Genomic DNA, 23,431 nt, shown 5'->3' with positions numbered 1-23,431 from the left:
CAAGGAGATATGTAAAACTTGCGTGACACCCACGAAATTGACTTCAGCGATGAGTTGCTGGCCTGGTACGACCGCAATGCTCGTGAAATGCCATGGCGCATTGGTCCTGCCGATAGGTCTTCCGGAATGCGTCCTGACCCCTATCGGGTTTGGCTGTCCGAAGTCATGCTACAGCAGACAACTGTGGCAGCGGTGCGCGACTATTTCCTGCGGTTCACATCCCGGTGGCCGACAGTTGAATCACTGGCCGCAGCGCCTGACGAGCAGGTCATGGGGGAATGGGCCGGTCTGGGATATTATGCCCGCGCCCGCAATCTGCTGAAATGCGCGCGCGTTGTGGCTGAAAGTCATGATGGCTGTTTTCCCGACTCACACGATGAGCTGCTGAACCTGCCGGGCATAGGCCCGTATACAGCCGCCGCGATTGCAGCCATTGCCTTTGATCGTCCGGAAACCGTGTTGGACGGCAATGTCGAACGTGTCATGGCCCGCCTATACGACATTCACGATCCGCTGCCGGGGTCAAAACCACAACTCAAGCAACGGGCAGCTGCATTGACCCCAGCGGTGCGTCCGGGCGACTATGCGCAGGCCGTGATGGATCTGGGTGCGACTGTCTGCACCCCAAGATCCCCGGCATGCGGGATATGTCCAATGCGCACGCGTTGCCGCTCCCGCGCTGCGGGTACCCAGGCCGATCTGCCCCGCAAAACACCGAAAAAGCCAAAACCCACACGTTATGGCCATGTCTACATCACCCAGACAGCGGACGGGGCGATGTTGCTTGAACGCCGCCCAGACAAAGGGCTTTTGGGCGGTATGCTGGGATGGCCGGGATCCGAATGGTCCGATGCGCCGTCTGACACCGCGCCATTTGCGGCGGACTGGCGCGTTCTACCGGGCGAAGTGCGCCACACGTTCACGCATTTCCACCTGATCCTGCAGGTTTGGGCAACCTCTTTACCGCCCGTTGCGGCACCGGAGGACGTGATCTTGCTTGATAAACATGCCTTTCGGCCTAGCGATCTGCCGACGGTCATGCGCAAGGCATTTGACCTCTGGCGCAACCAGTAACACATTATGCTGAAACACGACCTGCGGATAGTCTGTCCCGCGTCGACCGGAGCTTTTGATGATCGCATCTGAAACATTGACTCGCTGGCAATCCACCCTTCCATTCTGGGTCTCGTTTTTGCTGATTCCATTGATTTGGGCCACGGCCTTTGTGGGTGGCTGGTGGGTCTTGCTGGTGCCGCTTTCAACATGGTGGATATTTGCCGCGCTGGATCAGCTCACCGGGCTCGACCTCGAAAATGCGGACCCAGAGACGCCGGACAGCATGTTGCGCTGGTATATCCTGCTGACCAAAGCCTGGGTTCCGGTACAGTTCCTGACCCTTTACGGGCTGCTTTGGTATGTGACGCACAGCTCTCACCTGTCTTCACCAGAAAAGATCGGCCTGTTCTTTGGCATGGGTGTGGTGTCGGGGACGATTGGGATCAACTACAGCCACGAACTGATGCACCAGAAGGGCCGGCTGGAGCGCGGGCTTGGCGACATCCTGCTGGCCATGGTCTTGTACTCGCACTTCCGGTCCGAACATTTGCTGGTTCACCACCGCTATGTCGGAACCCCGCGCGATCCGGTAACAGCACGGTACAACGAAGGCTTTCATCGCTTCTATCCGCGTGTTCTGTGGCAATGTCTGGCCTCCGCCTTTCATGCCGAGCGCGAGAAACTGGCGCGCAAGGACCGCCCCTGGACGGACCGCACAAACCCGTTCTGGCGGTATTGGATATTACAGGGCGGCTTGCTGGCGTTGGCAGGTTTGATTGGCGGATGGTCCGGCCTTGTCCTGTTTCTGATTCAGGCCGGCGTCGCCATCTGGCAGCTTGAACTGGTGAACTATGTCGAACATTACGGGCTGACCCGAAAATATCTGGGCCAGGGGAAGTACGAACACGTCCTGCCCTGTCATTCGTGGAACGCGTCGCAAAAAGCGTCGAACTGGCTGCTGATCAATCTACAGCGCCACTCGGACCATCACTACAAACCCAACCGTCGATTTCCACTGCTTCAACATCACGATCAGAACACCGCACCGCAACTGCCCTACGGATACCCAGTGATGACGATCGCCGCGATGATCCCACCGCTCTGGCGGCGTGTCATGAACCCCCGTGTGCGGGATTGGCGCCGCCGGTACTACCCCGAAGTCACAGACTGGCAACCCTACAACAAGTCACAAAACCCGATGCCAGGGTCCTGACCGCAGCGTGCCTCGGCGCGCTGCCCGGCCCAACGACTGGCCCTGCGTCTTTGATGCATGGTCCATCGACGAGAGAGCCTTAAGCTACATCACCCAGATATCCATAGGGTATTCAACACCGCGCACAGGGTGGCTCTTGTTTTCGGTAAATTCGGCTGTCAGTTCGGAGGCACTGCTCCCTTCCTGCTCAAGCTGCAGGCGCACCGCATCACTCAGCACGATCCGGGCCTGCAGCTCGCGAGTCATTGCCTCAAGTTTCGCAGCGACATTTACCGCATCACCGATCACAGCAAATTCCAGACGGTTGGCGCCAATATCCCCCAGAACAACCGAGCCATAATGGACACCGATGCCAACATGAATCTCGGGCTCTCCGGCACGTCTACGTTCTATGTTCCACCGGTCAATCACAGTCACCATGCCGCGCGCGCAGGATACCGCGTTGGTCGCATCCAACGGTGTCGTCACCGGGGTCCCGAAAGTTGCCATAAGACCATCGCCCAAGTACTTGTCCAATGTCCCATGATGGCGGAACACTTCGGCCTCCATCCTGGCGTGAAATCCACGCAGCACCTCGATCACGTCATAAGGATCACGACCCGCCGCATATTTGGTGAACCCCACAATATCGATGAAGAGCACTGCGACATTCTCTTTTCGCACCTGTTTGAGCGGATCATCATTTTGGCTCAGTTCCTCCACCACATTTGGTGAGAAATATCGCGACAGGTTCGCTCGTTCCCGTTCCAACCCAGCATTGGTCATCAGCAAATGATTGAGCCGCCGCATCGACACGCCCAGCGTCACCGCCACCATCAAGAACACAATCACTTGCTGGATTCGGATCGAAGATCTGAAACTATTTGGATCCAACATCTCGGCTACATCCGGATACCCCTGCAAGGCCTCGGCCACTTTCTCACTTATGCCGGGAATCGGAAACGCAACCCACCAGGCGATCACCCATCCGGTAGTCCAGATTATTGCAGTCCATGTGCCTATGGCAATCACCGTGCGCCAGGAATAGGCCATGGTTCCTGCTGCAAGAATGACGAAGAAATACTGAAAGTTGTCAAACCGGAATTGCATTGCCAATGGGCGCACATCATCGCTGAACGGGTTGGGAATGATCATTCCCAAAGTCATAATCAAAAGGTCAACAAAGATTAGTAGCAGCTCTGTCCGAGATTGCCCCACACGGCCTGCCCGTCGGATCATCCAACCATTTGCGCAAATCAGCAAAAGGATGAAATGATACCAAAGGACCTCCCAATGCGGGTTCAGGTATATCAGCAAAAGGCCAGTCAGACCCATTGCGATCCAGCGGGCCCGGACAGCAAGCTCCAGCCCCTCGCGCTTGTGCCGTTCCAGCGCAGCTTCGGTGTATTTATTCTCGATTTCTACTTCGTTCGGACGGGTGAAAAAGAACCGCCTAGCCCGAGGTTCGCTGGCTGCTGTGTCCGACATTGCGAAAGCTCCTACACTGCGCCGATTGCTTCATTAGGCTCATATCGGAACTCATCAGGGAAAGAAACAAAAGACCCCGCCGTTGATCGGCGGGGCAAGGCTTAGTGCCTTGTGTCAGGCCACAGGCACCGGCGGTATTGGTCTATCAGTTGTGCATCTCGGACCGGATCTGCTGACGCAAGACGTCGATCGGCACGGTTTTGCCGTCGCGCTTGAAGCACCAGTAGGTCCAGCCGTTGCAGGAGGGCGCATTCTCGAGATGGGCGCCAACCTGATGGATCGAACCCTTGATATTTTGCCCCACCAGTGTCCCATCGGCGCGGACCTTGGCCTTGTGACGCTGGTTCATGGAATAGAGTTCCTCGCCCGGGCGTAGCATGCCTCGCTCGACCAACTGGCCAAAGGGCACGCGTGGCTCGGCGCGTTTGCTGGCGCTGACCTCCAGCGCCTCGCGGTCGAATTTACGCACTTTCGCGATGCGCTTTTCAGCCACTTTGCGATAACTTTCTTCGCGCTCGATCCCGATGAATTCGCGACCCAGCATCTTGGCCACGGCCCCCGTAGTCCCGGTGCCAAAGAACGGGTCCAGAATAACGTCACCCGGATTGGTTGATCCAACCAGCACGCGGTGCAGCAATGATTCCGGTTTCTGCGTCGGATGCGCCTTGTCGCCGTTTTCATCCTTGAGCCGTTCATGGCCAGTGCAGATCGGCAGCACCCAGTCGCTGCGCATCTGGACGCCTTCGTTCAACGCTTTCAGTGCCTCATAGTTGAAGGTGTATTTCGCCCCTTCACGCTTGGAGGCCCAGATCATTGTCTCATGCGCATTGGTGAACCGCTTGCCACGGAAATTCGGCATCGGGTTCGATTTGCGCCAAACTACATCGTTGAGGATCCAATACCCAGCATCCTGCAACGCAGACCCAACGCGGAAAATGTTGTGATACGATCCAATCACCCAGATCGCGCCATTGGGCTTCAGCAGGCGATGGGCCGCCTTCAGCCATTCCCGCGTGAACTGGTCGTAGACGCCAAAGCTGGAAAACTGGTCCCAGTGATCATCGACTGCATCCACTTGGCTGTTATCGGGGCGGTGCAGTTGCCCTTTCAACTGCAGGTTATATGGGGGATCGGCAAAAATCAGGTCAACCGATGCCTCGGGCAGACTGTTCATCACTTCGATGCAGTCCCCGGATAGAATCGTGTTTACAGGGAGCGCTGTCGCGCCCTTTTTGGTGGTCGTTGTCATATCGCTGCCTCAAGTTCCACGGCGCTTATGCGCTCATTTGGTTGAGACAAGGATGAGTCAAAGACGATTCGCCGTCAATTTCTTTTTTGAATCAGCGGCTTACGATTTACTCTTGATACAACATATTGTGGACGGGCTTGAACGAAACTCTATGGTGAGGGGTCACACCAAGATTTCGCAGCGCATCCTTGTGTTGTTTTGACGGATAACCGGCATTTGTCTCCCAGCCGTATCCCGGATGCTGTTGCGCCAAATCCACCATCAGTTGATCGCGCCAGTTTTTGGCAAGGATCGAAGCTGCGGCGATCGACACGGAATGGGCATCGCCTTTGACCACTGCCTGCGCCGGAATGGCCAGTCCGCGCGGAATCATATTTCCGTCGATCAACAGATAATCCGGGGGGGGATCCAGCGCCGCCACCGCGCGCTCCATCGCCAGATGCGAGGCACGCAAGATGTTGTGTTCATCTATCTCGACCACCGAAGCCTCGGCCACCGCGAATTCGGCGCAGCCACGCAGGGCAGTATCCAATGCGGCCCGGCGCTTGGCCGAGAGTTTCTTTGAATCGTTCAGACCTTGGGGAATTTCCGCGGGGTTCAGGACCACCGCCGCCGCCACAACAGGACCGGCCAGTGGACCTCGGCCAACCTCATCGACACCGGCAATCCGCAGATATCCCTGCGCAAGAGCGGCTTTTTCAATCTCATAATCTGGTGTAGTCATGTTTTGGGAAAATCCTGTTTTCCCCCATTGCGCAAGAAAAAAGAGAGGACAGCAATCGCTGCCCTCTCCGACGTGATGCTTCTAAGGCACCACTCCTGCTCGAACCGTATTACTTGTAAACGACGCGGTATCCCTGTTGGCGCAGGCAGGCGGGTTCATAGGCCCGCTTGACTTTATTGCCATTCCAGAAACCGACCTTGCACTTTTTGGGCAGGCTATTGGCGTATTTGTAGTGCTTATCCAAGCAGCGCGTCCCCAGAAGCGGGCGCTTTTTGCCATAGCCCTTGAAGGTTTCCAGGCACCGTTGCGGCAGACTATAGCGCGCAACGCGCTCGGGCAAGGGACGGACATGGTTCGGCCGATGCCTGGGGGTCCTCTGGATGTGCTGTTTGGGGGCTTGATACACGTGGTTGTAGTTGCGGGTAACCTTTTTGCTGTCGCCTTGCTTGTCAAAATGATGGATGGCAGCGCCAATCAAGGCAATCGCCGCCAGCCCGCCAAGAATATCTTCTGCATCAGCGGCACGGGCCTGGGATGCAGAAACGCCGGTGATTGCGACTGCAGAGGCGATGATCAGAGCGATGAATTTCTTATGCATGGTGCTGTCCTTTCGGGTACTCGGTGGACGTGATGACAGTCCGTAAATTCGATGACCTGACATTGGCGGCGTCCCTTTCAGACAAGCAATAACGCCGTTTTGTTATCCGATATCAGACCGCGAAACCCCTTTGCGTTATTGAATATCAACCAAAGCCATGCGCAGGATGCAGCCTATGAAACAGATCCTCTCTTCTCTGGCCATCGGGGCCCTGATATCGCTTGGCTCCATGGCGTCAGCAGCGGACTGCTATGCCGATTACAAGGCCAAGCAGGACAATCCGTTGCGCCTGCATTATGGCGTCATGCAGGTTTCGTCCTGCGGAAAAGGAAAAGCCAAAAAAGAGGTCGCGCAACGGCTGCGCGGCTCGGGCTGGACCCTGCTGAACGTCATGTCCGTTTTTGGACCGGAAGGGTTGGATAAAAGGAAGGCCAATGCCGGAAAATTCTATCTCCGTTACTGAGGCACGGCGCTCGGGCGTCAGGTTGGTTGGCGCGGGCATCACGGTAATCGTTGTCATACTTGTGGCCTCTGCCGCCTTTCTGTTGTGGACATTGCCAGATGCAAACGCGTTCAATGCCCGCGTCGAACGTCTGTTCGTCGAGAGTGATCTGACCTCGCAGACCGAGATTCGCCTACTCGAGATTCTGGCCCAGTCCGGCACTGCCTTTGCCGATACATTGTCCAGTTACCGCATGGTTATCTTTGTTTTGCTGGTTTTCGCCACTGCAATGCTGATTGCTGCGCTGGTGTTTCTGGTCATGCTGGTGCTGTTGAACCGACGCATGGCACAGATTGAGCGCACTGGGATTCAGGTCACTTCACTTTTGATCAGCCGGGAAGAGAATACCGTCTATCTCAATAACATGGATTTCAAACTGACTGCGTCGGCGATGGAAACCCTGTCAGTTCTTGCCGAATCCCGGTTGGATGACGAGGTTCTATCCGGCATTCAGATCGAGGCGATGATTTCCGGCAAAAGCACAGCTGATTGTGACGAGGCTGCTGGCGCGACGCGGATCAAGCGCCTGCGCGATGCTTTGGGCAATCAGATGGTCAGCGAGTTGCTGGTCAAGAACATCGCTAAAAAAGGCTATATGTTGTCGATAGAAAAAGACGTCATTCAGATGATTTGATATTGGGAAAATCCTGCTCTGCCCCTTGGAAAACACGGATCAAACGCCCATCCTATAAAGACCCGTGCCAGGGAGGATGATTATGAACGTTCACGTGACTCCAAATATCAAAGGCTATGGGATCTCGGTCGAACCACTTGTCGGCCGTATCGCAATCTACCGGGATGAGATCCTTCTGGCTGAAAGCTTTGATGCCAAGGTAATGTACGAAACTCGGTTGCCGCCGATGATCTACATCCCCCGTCAGGATGTACATGTCGATCTCAGCGATGAGACCGAACTTCAGACATTCTGCCCGTTCAAGGGCACCGCCACTTACCACGATGTCGTTATGGCGGATCAACGATTGACCAACTCCGTCTGGGCTTACGAGAATGCCCTGCCCGAAAGCGCCGCGATCCAGGGCCATATCGGCTTTATGCCCACCGCATATACGCGGATTGAGCTGGGTGAAAACAACCTGCGCAACCCGGAAGACGGCAATATCAGCGGGCCGTTGATTGATTGGCTGATGCGGGGGGCCAGTGATCTCAGCACGCCCGAAGCATTCACCAAAGCGCTGGCCGAGAAGATGCTGGAACATGGAATTGCCATTCAGCGCCTCAGTATCCTTGCCTGGTCCCTACATCCGTTGATCGCGGGCAAACACTATATTTGGGAAAAGGGTGAAGCCGAGATTTCGACCAATGTGCCCACCTATGAAATCCACGACCACCCCGCCTATATCAACAGCCCTCTGCGCCACGTGTCCAACGGTATGGGCGGCGTGCGCCAAAGGCTGAATGACGAGAACCCTCAGCACAGCTTTCCAATCATGGAAGACCTGCGCGCCAAAGGGGCGACTGACTATGTCGCGATGCCCCTGCCATTTTCCGACGGGCGCACCAATGTCTTGACGCTGACTTGCGATCACCCCGACGGGTTCACAACGGCCAATCTTGGGCTGGTGTTCGAATGCTCCTCGGTGATTGCCCGGTTCTACGAAGTCTTCATGCAGCGCGAAAACGCCCAGGTATTGCTGGAAACCTATGTCGGAAAGCGGACCGGCGCGCGTGTCCTGGGCGGAGAAATCCGTCGTGGCGACGGGGATGAGATTGATGCAGCCATCATGTTCTGCGACTTGCGCAATTCTACCCTGTTGGAAGAAAAGTTGGGCCGCGCCGCCTATATCAATCTGCTGAATGACTTCTTTGAAACGGTCTCGGACATCGTCGACGAAAACGGTGGTGAAGTTCTAAAATTCATCGGGGACGCTGTTCTTGCAGTATTCCCGGCAGGCGAAGATTCTACCTTAGCCCGCGAAAACGCGCAGCGATCAGCAGTTGGAATCGTTGAAAGGCTTGGAGAGCTGCGCAAGTCCGGGTCGGACATGCATTGCGACTGTTCGATTGGTGTCGCTTATGGGCGCGTAACTTACGGCAATATCGGGTCGCGCGAACGGTTAGACTTCACCGTCATCGGACAAGCGGCAAACGTCGCCGCACGGCTTGGGGAATACAGCAAGATCGTGAATCACAGGATCGTTGTTACCAAAGACATCGTGCCGGCCTGTACAGACGCTTTGCCACTTGGAGAGGTCAAGCTGCACAACGTGTCACAACCCGTGTGCTCATACGCGCTCAAAACCTCGGCGGACGCGATTCTGAACGGCTAGTTGTGGTAGAAACTTAGAGCGCCAGCGTTTGATATAGAGACATCTTGCGATTGACGTAGGACTATCCGCCCAGCAGAAGCAACGCGGTTTGGGCCGGGGAAATTGTGCTTTGAAGCTGCGCGATCTGACTGCGCGCAAGGTATCTGTCGGTCAAATCCCCGATCGCCTCTTCATCCGCGAACTGCGCTAAATCGTCAGATCCAGTCAGGTTCGACAACCTATCCTTGAACACCTCAAGCTGCTTGTCGATGTCCAACTGACCAAAGCTTGAGGGCAACCCAAGCGCCGTCTCCATCATCTTTCGCAACGGCGGAAGGCCCATCAAGTCGAACCATTTCGTGTCACCACTGCTGTCTTGCGATGCCAACTCAGCCAGCGCATGTTTTGCATAGAGGGATATGCGCATTGTCTCGTCCTGTTCACCCACGGCGACCTCAAAGTGCGAGGTCACGTTGTCCCGGGCAATATCCTCCATAAATGTCGAAAGAATGGTTCTTCGAATTTCGCCAGGGCCCAGTCCAAATGCCTCAGAGAATTCACGGTATCTTTTGTCAGATAGGCGATTGGACAAAGCATCATCTGCGCTCGTTCCATCTGACAGGATTTTCTGGATGAAATAGCGGTTGTCGATGTCGCCCTCCAGACCAAATGCGCCCAAGGCAACCTGTAGCAGCCGGCGGTCAGAAACCAGATCTTCAGCCGTCTGAACCTTGCCGATGTTTTCCCGGAAATACGTCGCCTCACGCTCATTGACCGACGAAGAGGAAAAGCTGTTCAACTGGCCTTCGTAGGTGCGCTGAAGGAACCGCCAGCCAACAATGCCACCTGAGGGTATGACCGGCTGAAAGGTCATTGCTGGTAGGCCATGAGGCGCTCTTCTCGCGGTAGCAGAGCACGCAGGGATTTAAGGCATTTGTAATACTGCTCGGCCAACAAGGCTTCTGTTGCCTCGGCCAAAACTCTGCGGCTGTCCGCATCCGTAAACACTTGGCTCAACTCTTCCACCCGACGTAGCAGTTGTTGGCGGGCGCTTTCAGCTTCCATGTCTCCAGATAGAACCAGTTGCGTCGCATAGCACACTCTGCGAACGGGTGTGTTCACCTCGTCAGGATGTATCGCATCGCGCAAACGCAGGACATTTGCCTGTGGTGTCATGATTGAAAACCGACTTCTACGATCGCCGTTTTCCACAACTACACCATTAATCAGCACCCGTTCTTTTGGGGCAAGCTTCAATACCAAACCCGCCATCAGTTCGCACCCATTTGCCGAAGGCCTTTAAGAACGGCCATGTTTATTTCCAGAAGGGGCTCTACCGAAGCCTTATTGCTGAGTATCTGGCTGCTGTGCTGTTCGGTGAACTCAGCTAGATAGAAAATCCGGGCGCGAAGGTCATTCGGCAAGGCGTTATCGGAATCGGCTACCCCGTTTGCCAACACAGACCAAAGCCTCCGGTTTTCATGCAAAGCCTGAACAAACGCTCCAAAGTCGGTTTTGTGCCGCGCGGCCGCAGCCTTCAACCGATGCGTGATCTTGGAAATCGCCTCATATTCCGTATCACGCGGTGTGCGCGTCGGAGCAGCGGTCTGCGCATAGGCGCGTTGTGCAAGAGTTTGCGGTGTCACTTGAAATCCTTCCAAAAGGCCGTCTTACGGCGGTCAAAGCCGGGGCGCGTTTCCACGCCCCGGCCAGGGTCCTGAACTTAGCGGAACAGCGACAGGATCGACTGCGGCGCCTGGTTGGCAATCGACAACGACTGCGTTGCCAGTTGCTGCTGTACCTGCAGGGCCTGCAGACGGGCTGAGGTTTCTTCCATATCGGCGTCAACCAGCGCTCCGATACCGGACTTGAACGAGTCGGAAAGATTCGAGATGAATTCTTTCTGCGTTTCGATCCGGCCCTGAGACGAACCGAACGCCGCAGATGCATCAATGGACGTGTCGATCAAGGTCTCGATAGTACCCAGCGCCGCCTGAGCACCAGCATCTGTCGATACATCAATCGAAGCCAACGCCCCCAGGCCACCTGCATTGGCATTGGTGAACTGCGCCGAGACAGTAACGTCCCGATCAGCGTCGGCGCCAGCCGTCGCAGCACCGGTTACAAATGTCAAAGTGCCCGGGTTGGCCGAGTCATAGTCGATTGCGACGCCCGTGATCCCCAGGGAATCGATCTGATTTTTCAGGCCAACGGCAACAATGGCATCCGTATAAGCGGCATCATATGTTCCAGATGGGTCCAGATCAGCAGCTTGCACCGTGTAGGACGCAACCTTGTCACCAATAGTGATCGAGATCTTGTCACCAGCAGCAAAGTTGTCCGTTGAACTGTCCACCACGATGTCGCCGGTTCCACCAGCTTTGTCCATCGTGAAGCCCGCGGCGTCATTGTCGGTTGTGACGTTGTCCGAGCCGGCCAGAACACCTTTGCTGGCATACCCACCTGTGGACAGGTTCTGCGAGGCCACCGAAATCGAAGATGCGGTTACGTTGCCACTGGAGTCACGATCCAGAGACGACAGGATCGAGGCTGTACCCGCCGAACCGTCAACCAGGTTAAGCCCGTTAAACTGCGCCGCTCCAACCACCGATGCGATCTGATCTTTAAGAGCAGTCACGTCGTCATTGATTTTGCCGCGGTCAACGTTGTCTTCCTGTGCCGCAACGATCTTCTCTTTCATCTGGGACAGCAGGTCAGTGACTGTCTCGGACGCATTCCGGGCCACCGCAACGGTCGATTCACCCAGTGCCAAACTGTCTTTGATGGCGTTGAACCCCTTAACGTCCGACTCCATGACTTTGGAAATCGCCCAGACGGCTGAATTGTCCTTGGCTGTGGCGACGTCCTTACCAGTTGAAATCGCGTTCTGGGTCTGCGCCAGGTTCTTGTTGACCGATTTCAGGGTTTGCAGCGCAACCATGGCGCCATTGTTGGTCAGAATGCTAGACATAGCTTTCTTCCTTTTCCGTTCGGGCTTTTTCGCCCTTGCTTACCCCGCAACATGTGCGGGCTTTGACGTCTTTCTGATCACTGCGACCCGCCGACGGGCTGTTCGCGCCACCTGAGTTTTCCAGATGCAGGATCACCTTTGGCGCCGATCTCCTAACGGAGTGCTAAGACTCGAAAATCTGAAAGTTCGGATTTGATTCAATCCTCGTGCTAGGCCCGCTTTTCCAGCTTTGCGTGACTGCGAACGGCAAAATCGCTGCGTTGCCCATCCGCTCTATAAGTACTGAATTCCTGACGCACTCGGCGCAGTTCAGCCATGCGCCCGGCAACCGCCCGAATCCCTTCGGCCGCGCTGTTCAGCAGAGCCTGATTCCGGTCGACTTTCTTTTGAACCCCAATCAGTTCATCACTATCAATCACCTCAAGATCATTGATCGCACCGATCAGATTTTCCTTTTCCGGGGCCATGTGATTCAACCGATCCAGATCCCCGTTCACCAATGCGTTGCGTTCAAGGTCCAGAATTTCTTCAAGAGATTTGATCAGGTCATGTTCAGACTTGTTAGGCATTGGTATTCTCCATCATGGACTGAAACAGGATTTCGGACAGGCCAACACCGCCGGACCTGGCAAGCTGCAGTGCCTGCTGCTGAACAAGAAACGATGAAAACTGGTCTTCACCCGCACCGCCGCCGAACGAATCTCGGGATTCGCCCAGACCTGCGGACTTAAGCATTTCAGACAGGAACGCCGCCTCAAGCTCTACCGCAGCATCTTTCAGCTTTTGCTCAACAGACAAGGGCTGCGGCGCTGGAATACCAGATAGCTTCATAGCTTTCTCCAAAAATTGCATCGAACTTTCTGGATCAAAGATGAAAGCGGTTAAAATAAACGTAACTTCCTGCGGGCAAATTCCTGGTTACGCAAACCGGAGCCGGAGCAAAATGCCCAACCCTCTTATATTGTCCACATCCTCGACCGCGAGCGCCGCAAAATCTGAAACTGCCGCCAAGGGGCACCCAATCTCGGAAGGGGCTGACACCTTTGCTGAGGTAATGGAGCAAGAATTGCAGCGTTCCGAAGGTGACAGCTTGAATGAGGACGTGCCCGAACTGACCATTAATGCCGAGGTGCGGGTTGAAGAGGATGTGGTCGAAGAAGACTCTGTTGATCTTACGACCAACCTGTCGGAAAAACCTGTAACTGACCCGCCCACCCGCGCGCCGGCGCAGGACGAAGAGATGGCACCTGAGGAAACGCCGGCATCGCTGCCCGAACCTGACAAGGCCGTAATACTCGCAGCGCCAAACAATGCGACCCCCGATCCTCGGGGGGATGCGCTTGGAAACGCGGCGCAGCACGCCCGATCTGAGGTTTCGGCTTTGTTGCAGGCGAAAACCGCACAGCAAAAACCGGAACACAATCTGCCGCAAACCACTATTGCAAAGGGCTATCGGACCAAGGCGTCGATACCCTCGGATTCTGCGCCCGGAAAACCCGAAGTGCCAGAACTAAAGCTGGTTTCGCGAGATACACCCGATGCGGCTCAGGCTCCCATAGCCATCGGTTCACCGCCAACAACACAATCCGTTCCGACATTTGTTCAAATGCAACTGATGGCGTCTGCCAAGGTGCAGGACGTTGATTTGGTATCAGACCCGGACGCCGAGGGGATTCTGCCCGCGCGCGAAAGCCAGCCATTTTCAACGGCACGGGATACGTCGGCAAGCCATCAGCACTTTTTAACCTCAGCACGGGCAGAAACGGCGCGGGCAATCGCGGGGCAGATGGCCGCTGCGATACATGCAAGACCACAATCCGGCACGATTGAACTGACCTTGAACCCGGAAGAGCTGGGCAAGATCTCAATCGTCATGAATGGCCGGGACGACGGGTTGCAGATGACGATCGCAGCCGAGCGGCCGGAAACTCTGGAAATGATGAGGCGACATCTTTCGGTTCTTGAGGCTGAGTTCAAAAACCTCGGGCTTGGCGATCTGTCTTTCAATCTGGGTGGTTCGTCAGACGGCCAGTCCGAAAGCGCGGATAGACACGCAGATTCCGGTCTGAATACAACCCAGACCGAAATGGATCAGGCCAGCGAGCCGGTCTTAACCCGGATCGGCCATAGTGGCCGCGTTGATATGAGGCTTTGAGCATGATCACGCCCACACAGAATACAGGCGCTACCGCCACACAGACCCAATCTTCGGCGCAATCTGGAACATCCGGCCTGGCCTCGGATTTTGAAACCTTCCTTCTGATGCTGACCGCCCAGGCCCGCAACCAAGACCCGCTGGAGCCGCTGGACTCATCGGAATACGCCTCACAGCTTGCTCAATTCTCGATGGTCGAACAGCAGGTTCAAACCAACGATCTGCTTACTGCGCTTGCCTATTCACTTGGTAGCGTCAACCTTGAAGAGCTTGCCAGCTGGGTCGGGATGGATGTGCGAACCGCCTCGGCCTTTCATTTCGACGGTTCACCAGAAACGCTGTATGCGCAAGCCGACCCCGGGGCGGACAGCGCCTATATGGTGATCCGCAACGAGTCCGACGAAATCGTTGAGCGCATCGCCGTTGCTACAACGGAATCTGAGTTTGTCTGGGCCGGAACCGATGACGACGGCACCCCGTTACCGACAGGAAATTATACCGCAACAATGGAAAGTTATGACGGCGATGAACTGCTGTCTGAACGCATCGCCGCAGCTTATAATCAGGTGCTCGAGGCGCAGGTGGGCACTGATGCAGTGTTGCTGACGCTCGCTGGCGGAGAGGTGGTGCCAGCAGGAATAGTCACTGCGGTGCGAACAGGAGCTTGATCTACGGTTAACGACAGGCGAAACCAAGGCAATGCCCGACTCGTTGACTGATTGGTGATCTCCCTGCCTCAAATACCGTCCCCACCGCGCGACCTTGTTGCTCAACTTGTCAGGCTCGGATTTGCCAGCGCTGGGGCACAGTTCGAAACTCTGTATGGTGGCAGGACAAACCGGGTGTGGAAGGTGCTGGGCGACGACAATGATCAAGTATTGAAACTGTACCGCTCGGACCTGGAAAACCCATTGTTTCGCAACGATCCCGCATTGGAGGCCGCCTGTCTGCGGGCACTGGCTTCTTCTGGGGTTGTGCCGCGATTGCGGGCAACGGGACAACATGACAACGGATATTGGGTGTTCTACGACCACGCACAGGGCACCCCCTGGCGGTCTGACCCGGCCCCAGTGGCTCGGTTGCTGCACCGCCTGCATTCGCTCAACCCAAACATAGAGAACGCACCCACCGGTAAAAACGGTAGCGCAGATCTGGCCGAACATGGTCAAAGCATTCTGGCGATGTGCACATCGGATCGACGGGCTCAGCTGGAAAAGATGCAACCACAGCATCATATTTTGCGGTCGGATCATACTTGCCTGATTCACGGCGACCCGGTGGCGGGAAACATCCTCGTCGCATCCTCTGGTCTGACGCTGATTGACTGGCAATGCCCAGCCGTTGGTGATCCTTGCGAGGACCTTGCGCTGTTCATGTCACCCGCCATGCAATATCTTTACAGAGGTGCGGTTTTGACCGCTGAAGAGCAAAAGTCCTTTCTTTCGGCGTATGACCGGCAGGAAACCGTAAACCGCTACCGGTCTTTACGCCGCTGGTACGGGTGGAGGATGGCGGCCTACTGCCTATGGCGCGCAGAACATGGGGCACCAGATTATGAACAAGGGCTCGAGCTGGAACTGGCCGCTTTGTGAATGTCAGAGGTCGGCCAGTGCCATTAACGCATAGGCTGGCGGCATCAGCGCCCGCCGCCAGGACCCAAGTGGAAAACGCCGCGGGGGTCGGGCCATTGGCTCAGGCAATTCCGCATCCTGTCCAAGCACCATGCGACTAAGCGCCCGCCCACAATAGGTACCCATCGCGACACCGTTTCCATGATAGGCCAGCCCGGCAAACATCCCATTCTGACCCGGAACGGGCCCTGCGAACGGCGTCAGGTCCTGGGTAAGGCACACCATCCCTGACCACATATTGGTCACGTCCACATCGGCCCATGCCGGAAACATGGCCTTGAAATCACGCTGCACCTTTTGGCGGATCGCAGCCTCGGCCTTAGGTGATGAGCGCAGGCCACCGCGCATCCCAAACAGAAACCGTCGATCCGGCATAAGACGAAAATAGTGCAGAAGATTTCGTGTATCGTAAGACATCTGATCCGAGGTCCAGCCCTGCGCCGACACCTCAGCCTCGGTCAATGGGCGGGTCACCAGAACGGTTGATTGCGCTGGCATATAGCGCCCAGACAGCCATTCAGGCATATTTTCACTGGAATATCCGTTGGTGCAGATCAGTACATTCGACGCTTTGATCCGCCCTGACCCGGTTCGAACATCAAAGCTCGCGCTGGTTTTGGTGATGTCTCTGGCCATGGTTTTCTGAAAAAATCGGACCCCAACGGAAGCGGCCGCATTTGCAATGCCGAACAGGTATTTCCGGGGGTTCAGACCAAATCCGACCGGCACGCTATAGCCCCCGAAAAAATCCCCTCCCAACCCGAGCCCGGGCAGGTCGGCCGCCTCATGCAAGCAGCCCCCGTCATCCGCCGAGCGTCGCAATTTCTCCATGGCGCGGGCGGTGTGGGCCAGGGCGGTCTCGCCCTTGGAATGAACGTCCGCTTCGATCTGATGCGCCTCAAGCAGGTCGGCGACAAGATTGACCGCATCCACTTCGGCCCGGGCAAAGCTTTCGGCCCCCTCGACCCCATATCGCCGAGCCATGCCACGATCGCTCAGCTTTGACCCACCTCGGCAGCAAAACCCACCATTGCGACCCGAGGCACCCCACCCCGGCGTCTCCGCCTCGAGAACTGCGACGGATAGGCCTGCCTGCCCCAGGAAAAGCGCGGCTGTAACACCTGTGAACCCGCCGCCGATGATGGCGACATCCACGCTCAGATCATCCTGCAACACCGGCCAGTCCGGTGCTGCGATAGTTTCATCCCACCAGCACCCTGATCGCGGTCCAGATCCATAGGTATACTCAGGGAACAGGCGTTTCATTCCGCACGCACTGCCGCCATCTCATCCTGTTTCTGCCGGACCATCGCGCGCTTGGTGACCAAAGATGCTGCTATGACACCGACCGTCACGACCGCAATCATGATCGTGGATAGCGCATTGATTTCAGGGCTGACGCCCAACCGCACAGCTGAGAAAATCTTGATCGGCAGAGTCGTGGCTGACGGGCCCGATGTGAATGATGCGATCACCAGATCATCCAGCGACAGCGTAAAAGCCAATAGCCAGCCTGAAATCACCGCCGGGGCGATGATCGGCAGGGTGACAAGACGGAAGGCTTGTGCGGGTGAGCACCCAAGATCCAACGCTGCCTCTTCCAGAGACTGGTCAAACGTGACCAGACGTGAGGATACAACAACCGACACGAAGCACATTGAAAAGGTCGTATGTGCCAGCACGATGGTCAAAATACCCCGGTCCAGTCCAATTCCGATGAACAGCAGCAAAAGCGACAGGCCAGTGATCACTTCGGGCATCACAAGAGGCGCATAGATCATGCCCGAAAACAGAGTCCGGCCAAAGAACCGCCCACCGCGTACCAGCACATAAGCCGCCGCCGTACCCAGAATGGTAGCCAGGGTCGACGAGAATACTGCAACCCGCAAGGTGACCCAGGCAGCATCAAGAAACGCTTCGTTCTGGACCAACTCACCATACCATTTGGTCGAAAATCCAGCCCAAACCGTGACCAGTTTGCTTTCGTTAAAAGAGAAGATGATCAAAATGAGCATCGGGATATAGAGAAACGCGAAACCAAGCGTCAACGAGACGACGTTGAACCAGCTTAACCTGTTCATTGCTCAGCCTCCGTCTGTTTCTGCTGGTTGCGCTGGAACAGCACGATGGGAATCACAAGGATCAGCAACAGCACAACTGCCACGGCACCGGCCACCGGCCAGTCGCGGTTCGAGAAGAACTCCTCCCACAACACTTTGCCGATCATCAATGTCCCGGATCCTCCAAGCAGTGATGGGATCACAAATTCGCCGATCACCGGAATCATCACCAGGAAACAACCCGCGATGATACCCGGGCGTGACAAGGGGATCGTTATCAGCCAGAAGGCCTGAATACGCGAACAGCCCAAATCCTCTGCGGCCTCGATCAGCGACTCGTCCATTCGTTCAAGCGCGGAATAGATCGGCAGAATCATGAAGGGCAGATAGGTATAGACGATACCGATATAGACAGCTGTGTTGGTGTTTAGAATGGTCAGCGGGGTCGAGATGATGCCCGTCCACAGCAGCAGTTGGTTCAGGTAACCTTCGTTGCTGAGAATACCCATCCAAGCATAGACCCGGATCAGGAACGATGTCCAGAACGGCAGGATAACCAGCATCATCAACGTCGGGCGCCACTCAGCCGGTGCGCGGGCCATGCCATACGCGATAGGATACCCCACCAGCAAAGTCAGTATGGTTGAAATCAACGCGATTTTGACACTGGACAGGTAAGCTTTCCAATACAGGTCATCTTCGGTTAGCCAGACGAAATTCTCAAAATCCAGCTGGCTGAAGAAATCCCTGAGCCCGGCCCAGCCCTGAGATAGATCCAGTGTCGGCGTGTAAGGCGGGATGGCCAGCTCCGTGTCCGAAAGCGAGATTTTCAGAACGATGAAAAATGGCACCAGAAACAGCGCCAATAGCCAGACATACGGGACGGCGATCAGAAGGGCGCGGCGCATCAATCCGCCAACAGAACCGCGGCGGTGGCTGTCCAGGACAGCCAGACCGGGTCTTCCCATGTAAAGGAACGACGCGAAATGCGACGGGTATTTGCCGTCTGCGCCTTGATAATCGTGCCGTTATTCAGTTCGACGTGATAAGTGGACAGATTGCCCAGATAGGCAATGTCAAGCACCTTGCCCTGCACTGCGTTGATTGCATCCGCTGGACGATCAACCGAGATCGTCACCTTCTCGGGGCGGATCGCCAGATGACAGAGCTGGCCGTTCGAAAACTCTGTGGTCGAGGACGCAGTCAAAGGTGCCTGACCTTCAGCCCAGTCAATCTGATAGGTCTCATCGGCGCTTGCCGCGGCTCGGCCCTGGATGATGTTCACGTCGCCAATGAAATCGGCCACATAGACCGAACTGGGATTCTCATAAATCCGGTCGGGTGTCGCCACTTGTATCAGATTACCCTGATCCATTACCGCAACCCGGCTGGCCACGGTCATCGCCTCTTCCTGATCATGGGTCACGATCACAAAGGTGGTGCCGGTCTTTTCCTGAATATCCATCAACTCGAACTGCGTATCCTGTCGCAGTTTCTTATCCAGCGCCCCCAAAGGTTCGTCCAGCAACAGCAGCTTCGGCGCTTTGGCCAGGGATCGCGCAAGCGCCACGCGCTGACGCTGACCACCCGAGATCTGGTGCGGTTTGCGACGGGCGAATTGTTCAAGCCGGGTCAGGCGCAACATCTCTTCGACACGATCCATAAGATCATGCTTTGGCATATTGTCCCGACGCAGACCAAAGGCGATATTTTCCCAGATAGATAGATGCGGAAACAGCGCGTAGGATTGGAACATCATGTTCACCGCCCGTTTGTTCGGCGGAATGGGATCTATATCCTGCCCGCCCAGCAGAATATGCCCTTCGGTCGGTTTTTCAAACCCGGCCAACATTCGCATCATCGTGGTCTTGCCGCAGCCCGAGGGCCCTAGCAGAGCAAAGAATTCTTTCTCAAATATATCCAAGGACAGATTGTCGATGGCCGTGAACTCACCAAACCGTTTGGTGACATTCTGGAACTGGATCAGAGGTTTCGCCTGTGGGTCTTCCCACGGCACAAAAACAGTAGAATTCAAAACGGCCCCCGTTCGGCAATCTGAAAAGAATGGCAGGGCGGTTGGTCCGCCCTGCTGAAACAAGCCGGATCAGGTGCCCGATTTGATCTTGGTCCACAAACGGGTCACGACCCGCTGTATCTTCGACGGGTAAGGCGTCGTGATATAGAGGTTTTGCATGGTCGCATCATCCGGATAGATGGCCGGATCACCGATCACGTCTTCCTCAAGAAATTCTTGCGAAGCCTTGTTGCCATTGGCGTAGTAAACATAGTTCGAGGCCGCAGCCATATTGTTGGCATCCAGAATGAAATTCAGGAATTTATGCGCACCCTCCGGGTTCGGAGCATCAGCCGGAATCGCCATCTGGTCGAACCACATCAACGACCCTTCAGCAAAGGGATGGTACTCAATTTCAACACCATTATCGGCTTCGGCCGCACGATCGCGGGCCTGCAGGATATCACCCGACCATCCCACGGCAACACAGATGTCGCCATTGGCCAATGCGTTGATATATTCCGAACTGTGGAACTTCTGAATGTGTGGTCGAACGCTGGTCAAAACCGCCTCGGCCTTGCCAATAACATCTTTGTCGTGGCTGTCCGGGTCTTCACCCAGATATTGCAGAACCATCGGAATGATTTCTGCCGGAGCATCCAGGAAATGAACGCCGCAGGATGCAAGTTTCTCCATATTCTCGGGTTTCAGAACCAGATCCATGCTGTTCAGCGCAACATCCTCGCCCAACGCTTCCTGCACTTTTCCAACATTTACACCAAGCCCGGTTGTGCCCCACATGTAGTTGATAGAATAGGCGTTGTCCGGGTCATACCCGGCAGTACGTTCCTGAATCACATCCCACAGATTGCCTGAATTCGACAGCTGTGCAGCGTCAAGCGCCTGAAAGGCTCCAGCCTGGATCTGACGCTGAAGGAAAGTACCCGAAGGCACCACCACGTCATAGCCTGATCCACCGGCCAGCATCTTGGTCTCCAATACCTCGTTGCTGTCAAAAACATCATAAATCAGAGTCAGACCGGTATCTTCCTCGAACTTTGTCAGAAGCTCTTCGTCGATATAGTCGGACCAGTTGTAAACACGCACCTCTTCAGCGAAGGCCGCCGAAGTCCCCAATGCGATGACCGCTGTCATGGTCAGCGTTTTGATTGTCATATTATTCTCCCTGCAAGTGTACGCGCTATTTTCCCGTTTTTTTGGATTTGATCAAGTTTTGCGTTTTCGCACGATCCGTCGTATGGTTTCACGAGGTCAGAAACCTGACAAGTCAACATAGCGGGAAACAGGGCAAACCACTTGGATTTGATCAAAAATAAGGCATCCAGCACTGACGGTGCGCGTGAAAAACGACCTGCGCATGAACAGGTCTATAATACCCTCAGATCACAAATCATGTACGGCGAATTGGTGCCGGGGCAACCCGTCACGATCCAGGGTCTCACTGATTCGCTGGGTGTTGGAATGACCCCTGTGCGGGAGGCTATCAGACGCCTGATATCCGATGGTGCTCTGGTGTTTCAGGGCAACCGCCGAGTGAGTGTTCCTCTTCTGACCGACGGCGACGTCGAACAGATGATTTATTCAAGAATCAAAATAGAATCAGAGCTTTCGAGGCGTGCAACTGCGAATGTGACACCTCAGGACATTGATCATCTTGAGCAGATCGACCAACGTCTGGATCGCACTATCAGCGACGGAGACGTTAGCGGCTATCTGCGCCTCAACCACCGGTTTCACGAAACGCTTTACGGCCATGCAAATGCCCCGATTCTCAATGATCTGGCCGAGCGCCTGTGGCTTAGATTCGGGCCGTCTTTGCGCGTTGTATGCGGTAGATTCGGCACTCAGAGCCTGCCGGACCGCCACAAGGATATCATTTCGGCGTTGCGCAATCAGGACGCGGATATGGCAGCAAAAGCAACCGCACAAGATATCGAACAGGGCATGGAGCTGATGGCAGACGCCTTAGTCAACGCTTAGATCTGTCCGATTCGATTGACAGGAAAAAATTTGATCATATTGTAGCTGCCAATCGCTCTTGCAGGAGATTTTCCGATGTCGACCATCACAAACCATTTGCCCACGGCCCAGCTGCAGGCCTTGGACGCCGCCCACCACATGCACCCTTTTTCGGCCAATGGCGCCCTAGGGAAAGAAGGCGCGCGTGTGATCACCCGTGCGAAGGGCGTCTACCTTACGGACAGCGAGGGTGAAGAAATACTCGATGCAATGGCGGGCCTGTGGTGTGTCAATATCGGCTATGGTCGCGATGAACTGGCCGAGGTCGCAGCCCGCCAGATGCGCGAACTGCCGTATTACAATACCTTTTTCAAAACGACCCACGTCCCTGCCATCGCGCTGGCCGCGAAGATCGCGGAACTTGCGCCAGGCGATCTGAACCATGTGTTCTTTGCAGCCGGCGGGTCTGAGGCGAATGACACAAACATCCGTCTGGTTCGGACCTATTGGGCCGAAAAAGGCCAGCCCGACAAGAACATCATCATCAGCCGACATAACGCCTATCATGGCTCTTCGGTCGGCTCGGCGTCGTTGGGCGGCATGGCAGGGATGCACGCGCAGGGTGGAATCCCGATCCCGAATATCCACCATATCAACCAACCAAACTGGTGGGCTGAAGGTGGTAGCATGTCTCCCGAAGAATTCGGCCTGGCCCGCGCGCGCGAGTTGGAAGAGGCGATTGAGGAACTTGGCGAAAACCGCGTCGCAGCCTTTATCGCCGAACCCGTACAGGGCGCAGGTGGCGTGATTGTTGCACCGGATACCTACTGGCCTGAAATTCAGCGCATCTGTGACAAATACGATATCCTGCTGATTGCGGATGAGGTCATCTGCGGTTTTGGTCGCACAGGCAACTGGTTTGGGTCTCAAACCGTCGGCATTCGCCCCGATATCATGACAATCGCAAAGGGGCTCAGCTCGGGCTATGCGCCTATTGGCGGGTCCATCGTGAGTGACGAGATTGCCGAGGTCATTGGCGGAACCGAGTTCAATCACGGCTACACCTATTCCGGCCATCCGGTCGCTGCAGCCGTGGCACTGGAAAACCTGCGCATCCTTGAAGAAGAAAAGATCGTCGAGCATGTCCGCGACGTAGCCGCCCCCTATCTGAAGAAAAAATGGGAGGCGCTGGCCGATCACCCGCTAGTGGGCGAAGCCAAGATTGTCGGCATGATGGCGTCAATCGCGTTGACACCGGACAAGGCCAGCCGTGCCAAATTCGCGTCCAATCCGGGCACTGTCGGCTATATCTGTCGCGATCGGTGCTTTGCCAACAACCTGGTGATGCGCCATGTAGGCGACCGGATGATCATCTCTCCTCCGCTGGTTCTAACACCCGCGGAAATTGATGAAATGCTCGTACGCATCCACAAATCGCTGGACGAGGCACAGGCCGAGATCATCGCACAGGGCCTGATGAAAGCGGCCTCCTGACCCGCGCAGCTTCATCTGGCAGAAAATACCTCGGGGGAGGTGCCGTCAGG

At 55.7% G+C, this 23,431-nt stretch carries 25 protein-coding genes; 10 read left to right on the top strand and 15 right to left on the bottom strand.

From position 1 onward, the window contains the following. Nucleotides 1-18 precede the first annotated feature (18 nt). Both mutY and AC2FLE_RS13235 read left to right on the top strand, forming a co-directional pair. Entirely contained in the window at nucleotides 19-1,074 is a 1,056-nt protein-coding gene (mutY, locus tag AC2FLE_RS13240) for an A/G-specific adenine glycosylase (protein WP_496697569.1), read from the top strand. A gap of 58 nt (nucleotides 1,075-1,132) precedes the next feature. After that, complete coding sequence (locus tag AC2FLE_RS13235) at nucleotides 1,133-2,269, top strand: alkane 1-monooxygenase (protein ID WP_496697567.1); 1,137 nt, start codon at nucleotides 1,133-1,135, stop codon at nucleotides 2,267-2,269. Nucleotides 2,270-2,353: 84 nt separating this feature from the next. Here AC2FLE_RS13235 and AC2FLE_RS13230 read toward each other — a convergent pair whose 3' ends face one another. The 4 genes from AC2FLE_RS13230 to AC2FLE_RS13215 form a co-directional block, all read right to left on the bottom strand. After that, entirely contained in the window at nucleotides 2,354-3,736 is a 1,383-nt protein-coding gene (locus AC2FLE_RS13230) for an adenylate/guanylate cyclase domain-containing protein (protein WP_496697565.1), read from the bottom strand. A 145-nt stretch (nucleotides 3,737-3,881) separates the two neighbouring features. After that, entirely contained in the window at nucleotides 3,882-4,985 is a 1,104-nt protein-coding gene (locus AC2FLE_RS13225; protein ID WP_142637139.1) for a site-specific DNA-methyltransferase, read from the bottom strand. A gap of 106 nt (nucleotides 4,986-5,091) precedes the next feature. Beyond that, nucleotides 5,092-5,709: a ribonuclease HII gene (gene rnhB / locus AC2FLE_RS13220; protein ID WP_496697563.1), complete on the bottom strand. Its 618-nt coding sequence runs from the start codon at nucleotides 5,707-5,709 to the stop codon at nucleotides 5,092-5,094. A gap of 109 nt (nucleotides 5,710-5,818) precedes the next feature. Further along, a complete protein-coding gene (locus AC2FLE_RS13215) occupies nucleotides 5,819-6,307 on the bottom strand; it encodes a hypothetical protein (protein ID WP_496692539.1) in 489 nt (162 codons plus the stop codon). A 175-nt stretch (nucleotides 6,308-6,482) separates the two neighbouring features. Here AC2FLE_RS13215 and AC2FLE_RS13210 point away from each other — a divergent pair, with 175 nt between their 5' ends. From AC2FLE_RS13210 to AC2FLE_RS13200, 3 genes are all read left to right on the top strand, one after another. Next, the gene (locus AC2FLE_RS13210; RefSeq protein WP_142637145.1) at nucleotides 6,483-6,770 is read left to right on the top strand and encodes a hypothetical protein; all 288 of its coding nucleotides are present in this window, start codon (nucleotides 6,483-6,485) and stop codon (nucleotides 6,768-6,770) included. After that, nucleotides 6,742-7,443, top strand: coding sequence for a winged helix-turn-helix domain-containing protein (locus tag AC2FLE_RS13205; protein WP_496689945.1), 702 nt, complete (start codon nucleotides 6,742-6,744; stop codon nucleotides 7,441-7,443). The genes AC2FLE_RS13210 and AC2FLE_RS13205 overlap by 29 nt, the downstream gene beginning before the upstream one ends. An 82-nt stretch (nucleotides 7,444-7,525) precedes the next feature. Continuing rightward, nucleotides 7,526-9,097 carry a DUF427 domain-containing protein gene (locus AC2FLE_RS13200; RefSeq protein WP_496697561.1) on the top strand — a complete coding sequence of 524 codons (1,572 nt, stop codon included), beginning with the start codon at nucleotides 7,526-7,528 and terminating at the stop codon, nucleotides 9,095-9,097. Between the two features lie 61 nt (nucleotides 9,098-9,158). Here AC2FLE_RS13200 and AC2FLE_RS13195 read toward each other — a convergent pair whose 3' ends face one another. The 6 genes from AC2FLE_RS13195 to AC2FLE_RS13170 all read right to left on the bottom strand — a co-directional run bounded on the left by AC2FLE_RS13195 (nucleotide 9,159) and on the right by AC2FLE_RS13170 (nucleotide 12,878). Next, a complete protein-coding gene (locus AC2FLE_RS13195; protein ID WP_496697559.1) occupies nucleotides 9,159-9,950 on the bottom strand; it encodes a DUF1217 domain-containing protein in 792 nt (263 codons plus the stop codon). Then, complete coding sequence (gene flbT / locus AC2FLE_RS13190) at nucleotides 9,947-10,348, bottom strand: flagellar biosynthesis repressor FlbT (protein WP_271949613.1); 402 nt, start codon at nucleotides 10,346-10,348, stop codon at nucleotides 9,947-9,949. The genes AC2FLE_RS13195 and flbT overlap by 4 nt, the downstream gene beginning before the upstream one ends. Further along, nucleotides 10,348-10,722: a flagellar biosynthesis regulator FlaF gene (gene flaF / locus AC2FLE_RS13185; protein ID WP_271949611.1), complete on the bottom strand. Its 375-nt coding sequence runs from the start codon at nucleotides 10,720-10,722 to the stop codon at nucleotides 10,348-10,350. Before flaF ends, flbT begins: the two co-directional genes overlap by 1 nt. A 77-nt stretch (nucleotides 10,723-10,799) precedes the next feature. Next, the gene (locus tag AC2FLE_RS13180) at nucleotides 10,800-12,047 is read right to left on the bottom strand and encodes a flagellin N-terminal helical domain-containing protein (protein ID WP_496692542.1); all 1,248 of its coding nucleotides are present in this window, start codon (nucleotides 12,045-12,047) and stop codon (nucleotides 10,800-10,802) included. Nucleotides 12,048-12,256: 209 nt separating this feature from the next. Next, nucleotides 12,257-12,616: a flagellar biosynthesis protein FlgN gene (locus tag AC2FLE_RS13175; RefSeq protein WP_496697556.1), complete on the bottom strand. Its 360-nt coding sequence runs from the start codon at nucleotides 12,614-12,616 to the stop codon at nucleotides 12,257-12,259. Continuing rightward, on the bottom strand, nucleotides 12,609-12,878 hold the full coding sequence (locus AC2FLE_RS13170; RefSeq protein ID WP_496697555.1) for a rod-binding protein: 270 nt from the start codon (nucleotides 12,876-12,878) through the stop codon (nucleotides 12,609-12,611). The genes AC2FLE_RS13175 and AC2FLE_RS13170 overlap by 8 nt, the downstream gene beginning before the upstream one ends. A gap of 112 nt (nucleotides 12,879-12,990) precedes the next feature. On the opposite strand from AC2FLE_RS13170, the gene AC2FLE_RS13165 reads away from it, so the two are divergent. The 3 genes from AC2FLE_RS13165 to AC2FLE_RS13155 are packed head-to-tail and all read left to right on the top strand — an operon-like array spanning nucleotide 12,991 to nucleotide 15,794. Beyond that, on the top strand, nucleotides 12,991-14,202 hold the full coding sequence (locus tag AC2FLE_RS13165; RefSeq protein WP_496697553.1) for a flagellar hook-length control protein FliK: 1,212 nt from the start codon (nucleotides 12,991-12,993) through the stop codon (nucleotides 14,200-14,202). Nucleotides 14,203-14,204: 2 nt separating this feature from the next. Continuing rightward, the gene (locus tag AC2FLE_RS13160) at nucleotides 14,205-14,870 is read left to right on the top strand and encodes a flagellar hook capping FlgD N-terminal domain-containing protein (protein ID WP_496697552.1); all 666 of its coding nucleotides are present in this window, start codon (nucleotides 14,205-14,207) and stop codon (nucleotides 14,868-14,870) included. Between the two features lie 54 nt (nucleotides 14,871-14,924). Beyond that, nucleotides 14,925-15,794 carry a phosphotransferase family protein gene (locus AC2FLE_RS13155; protein WP_496697550.1) on the top strand — a complete coding sequence of 290 codons (870 nt, stop codon included), beginning with the start codon at nucleotides 14,925-14,927 and terminating at the stop codon, nucleotides 15,792-15,794. A gap of 3 nt (nucleotides 15,795-15,797) precedes the next feature. Here the strand turns inward: AC2FLE_RS13155 and AC2FLE_RS13150 are convergent, their stop codons facing one another. The 5 genes from AC2FLE_RS13150 to AC2FLE_RS13130 all read right to left on the bottom strand — a co-directional run bounded on the left by AC2FLE_RS13150 (nucleotide 15,798) and on the right by AC2FLE_RS13130 (nucleotide 21,083). Then, nucleotides 15,798-17,099: an NAD(P)/FAD-dependent oxidoreductase gene (locus AC2FLE_RS13150; RefSeq protein ID WP_496697548.1), complete on the bottom strand. Its 1,302-nt coding sequence runs from the start codon at nucleotides 17,097-17,099 to the stop codon at nucleotides 15,798-15,800. Continuing rightward, entirely contained in the window at nucleotides 17,096-17,914 is an 819-nt protein-coding gene (locus AC2FLE_RS13145) for an ABC transporter permease (protein WP_142637169.1), read from the bottom strand. Before AC2FLE_RS13145 ends, AC2FLE_RS13150 begins: the two co-directional genes overlap by 4 nt. Continuing rightward, a complete protein-coding gene (locus AC2FLE_RS13140) occupies nucleotides 17,911-18,801 on the bottom strand; it encodes an ABC transporter permease subunit (protein ID WP_142637171.1) in 891 nt (296 codons plus the stop codon). The genes AC2FLE_RS13145 and AC2FLE_RS13140 overlap by 4 nt, the downstream gene beginning before the upstream one ends. Continuing rightward, nucleotides 18,801-19,928 (bottom strand): ABC transporter ATP-binding protein, encoded by a 1,128-nt coding sequence (locus AC2FLE_RS13135; RefSeq protein WP_496697546.1) that lies wholly within the window; start codon nucleotides 19,926-19,928, stop codon nucleotides 18,801-18,803. Before AC2FLE_RS13135 ends, AC2FLE_RS13140 begins: the two co-directional genes overlap by 1 nt. 69 nt (nucleotides 19,929-19,997) lie before the next feature. Then, nucleotides 19,998-21,083 (bottom strand): polyamine ABC transporter substrate-binding protein, encoded by a 1,086-nt coding sequence (locus AC2FLE_RS13130; RefSeq protein WP_142637176.1) that lies wholly within the window; start codon nucleotides 21,081-21,083, stop codon nucleotides 19,998-20,000. Nucleotides 21,084-21,224: 141 nt separating this feature from the next. On the opposite strand from AC2FLE_RS13130, the gene AC2FLE_RS13125 reads away from it, so the two are divergent. Next, a complete protein-coding gene (locus AC2FLE_RS13125; RefSeq protein ID WP_271949594.1) occupies nucleotides 21,225-21,908 on the top strand; it encodes a GntR family transcriptional regulator in 684 nt (227 codons plus the stop codon). Between the two features lie 75 nt (nucleotides 21,909-21,983). After that, nucleotides 21,984-23,381, top strand: coding sequence for an aspartate aminotransferase family protein (locus AC2FLE_RS13120; protein WP_496697543.1), 1,398 nt, complete (start codon nucleotides 21,984-21,986; stop codon nucleotides 23,379-23,381). Nucleotides 23,382-23,431: the final 50 nt, after the last annotated feature.

It is taken from the genome of Ruegeria sp. CDSA077 (assembly GCF_059612265.1).
The sequence above is the reverse complement of the archived record's forward strand: the minus strand, read 5'-3'. Positions and strand labels throughout refer to the sequence as shown.

Coding starts and splice junctions, on each gene's coding strand:
- AC2FLE_RS13235 (WP_496697567.1), top strand. CDS start 1,133: ATGATCGCATCTGAAACATTGACTCGCTGGCAATCCACCCTTCCATTC.
- AC2FLE_RS13230 (WP_496697565.1), bottom strand. CDS start 3,736: ATGTCGGACACAGCAGCCAGCGAACCTCGGGCTAGGCGGTTCTTTTTC.
- AC2FLE_RS13225 (WP_142637139.1), bottom strand. CDS start 4,985: ATGACAACGACCACCAAAAAGGGCGCGACAGCGCTCCCTGTAAACACG.
- rnhB (WP_496697563.1), bottom strand. CDS start 5,709: ATGACTACACCAGATTATGAGATTGAAAAAGCCGCTCTTGCGCAGGGA.
- AC2FLE_RS13215 (WP_496692539.1), bottom strand. CDS start 6,307: ATGCATAAGAAATTCATCGCTCTGATCATCGCCTCTGCAGTCGCAATC.
- AC2FLE_RS13210 (WP_142637145.1), top strand. CDS start 6,483: ATGAAACAGATCCTCTCTTCTCTGGCCATCGGGGCCCTGATATCGCTT.
- AC2FLE_RS13205 (WP_496689945.1), top strand. CDS start 6,742: ATGCCGGAAAATTCTATCTCCGTTACTGAGGCACGGCGCTCGGGCGTC.
- AC2FLE_RS13200 (WP_496697561.1), top strand. CDS start 7,526: ATGAACGTTCACGTGACTCCAAATATCAAAGGCTATGGGATCTCGGTC.
- AC2FLE_RS13195 (WP_496697559.1), bottom strand. CDS start 9,950: ATGACCTTTCAGCCGGTCATACCCTCAGGTGGCATTGTTGGCTGGCGG.
- flbT (WP_271949613.1), bottom strand. CDS start 10,348: ATGGCGGGTTTGGTATTGAAGCTTGCCCCAAAAGAACGGGTGCTGATT.
- AC2FLE_RS13180 (WP_496692542.1), bottom strand. CDS start 12,047: ATGTCTAGCATTCTGACCAACAATGGCGCCATGGTTGCGCTGCAAACC.
- AC2FLE_RS13175 (WP_496697556.1), bottom strand. CDS start 12,616: ATGCCTAACAAGTCTGAACATGACCTGATCAAATCTCTTGAAGAAATT.
- AC2FLE_RS13170 (WP_496697555.1), bottom strand. CDS start 12,878: ATGAAGCTATCTGGTATTCCAGCGCCGCAGCCCTTGTCTGTTGAGCAA.
- AC2FLE_RS13165 (WP_496697553.1), top strand. CDS start 12,991: ATGCCCAACCCTCTTATATTGTCCACATCCTCGACCGCGAGCGCCGCA.
- AC2FLE_RS13160 (WP_496697552.1), top strand. CDS start 14,205: ATGATCACGCCCACACAGAATACAGGCGCTACCGCCACACAGACCCAA.
- AC2FLE_RS13150 (WP_496697548.1), bottom strand. CDS start 17,099: ATGAAACGCCTGTTCCCTGAGTATACCTATGGATCTGGACCGCGATCA.
- AC2FLE_RS13145 (WP_142637169.1), bottom strand. CDS start 17,914: ATGAACAGGTTAAGCTGGTTCAACGTCGTCTCGTTGACGCTTGGTTTC.
- AC2FLE_RS13140 (WP_142637171.1), bottom strand. CDS start 18,801: ATGCGCCGCGCCCTTCTGATCGCCGTCCCGTATGTCTGGCTATTGGCG.
- AC2FLE_RS13130 (WP_142637176.1), bottom strand. CDS start 21,083: ATGACAATCAAAACGCTGACCATGACAGCGGTCATCGCATTGGGGACT.
- AC2FLE_RS13120 (WP_496697543.1), top strand. CDS start 21,984: ATGTCGACCATCACAAACCATTTGCCCACGGCCCAGCTGCAGGCCTTG.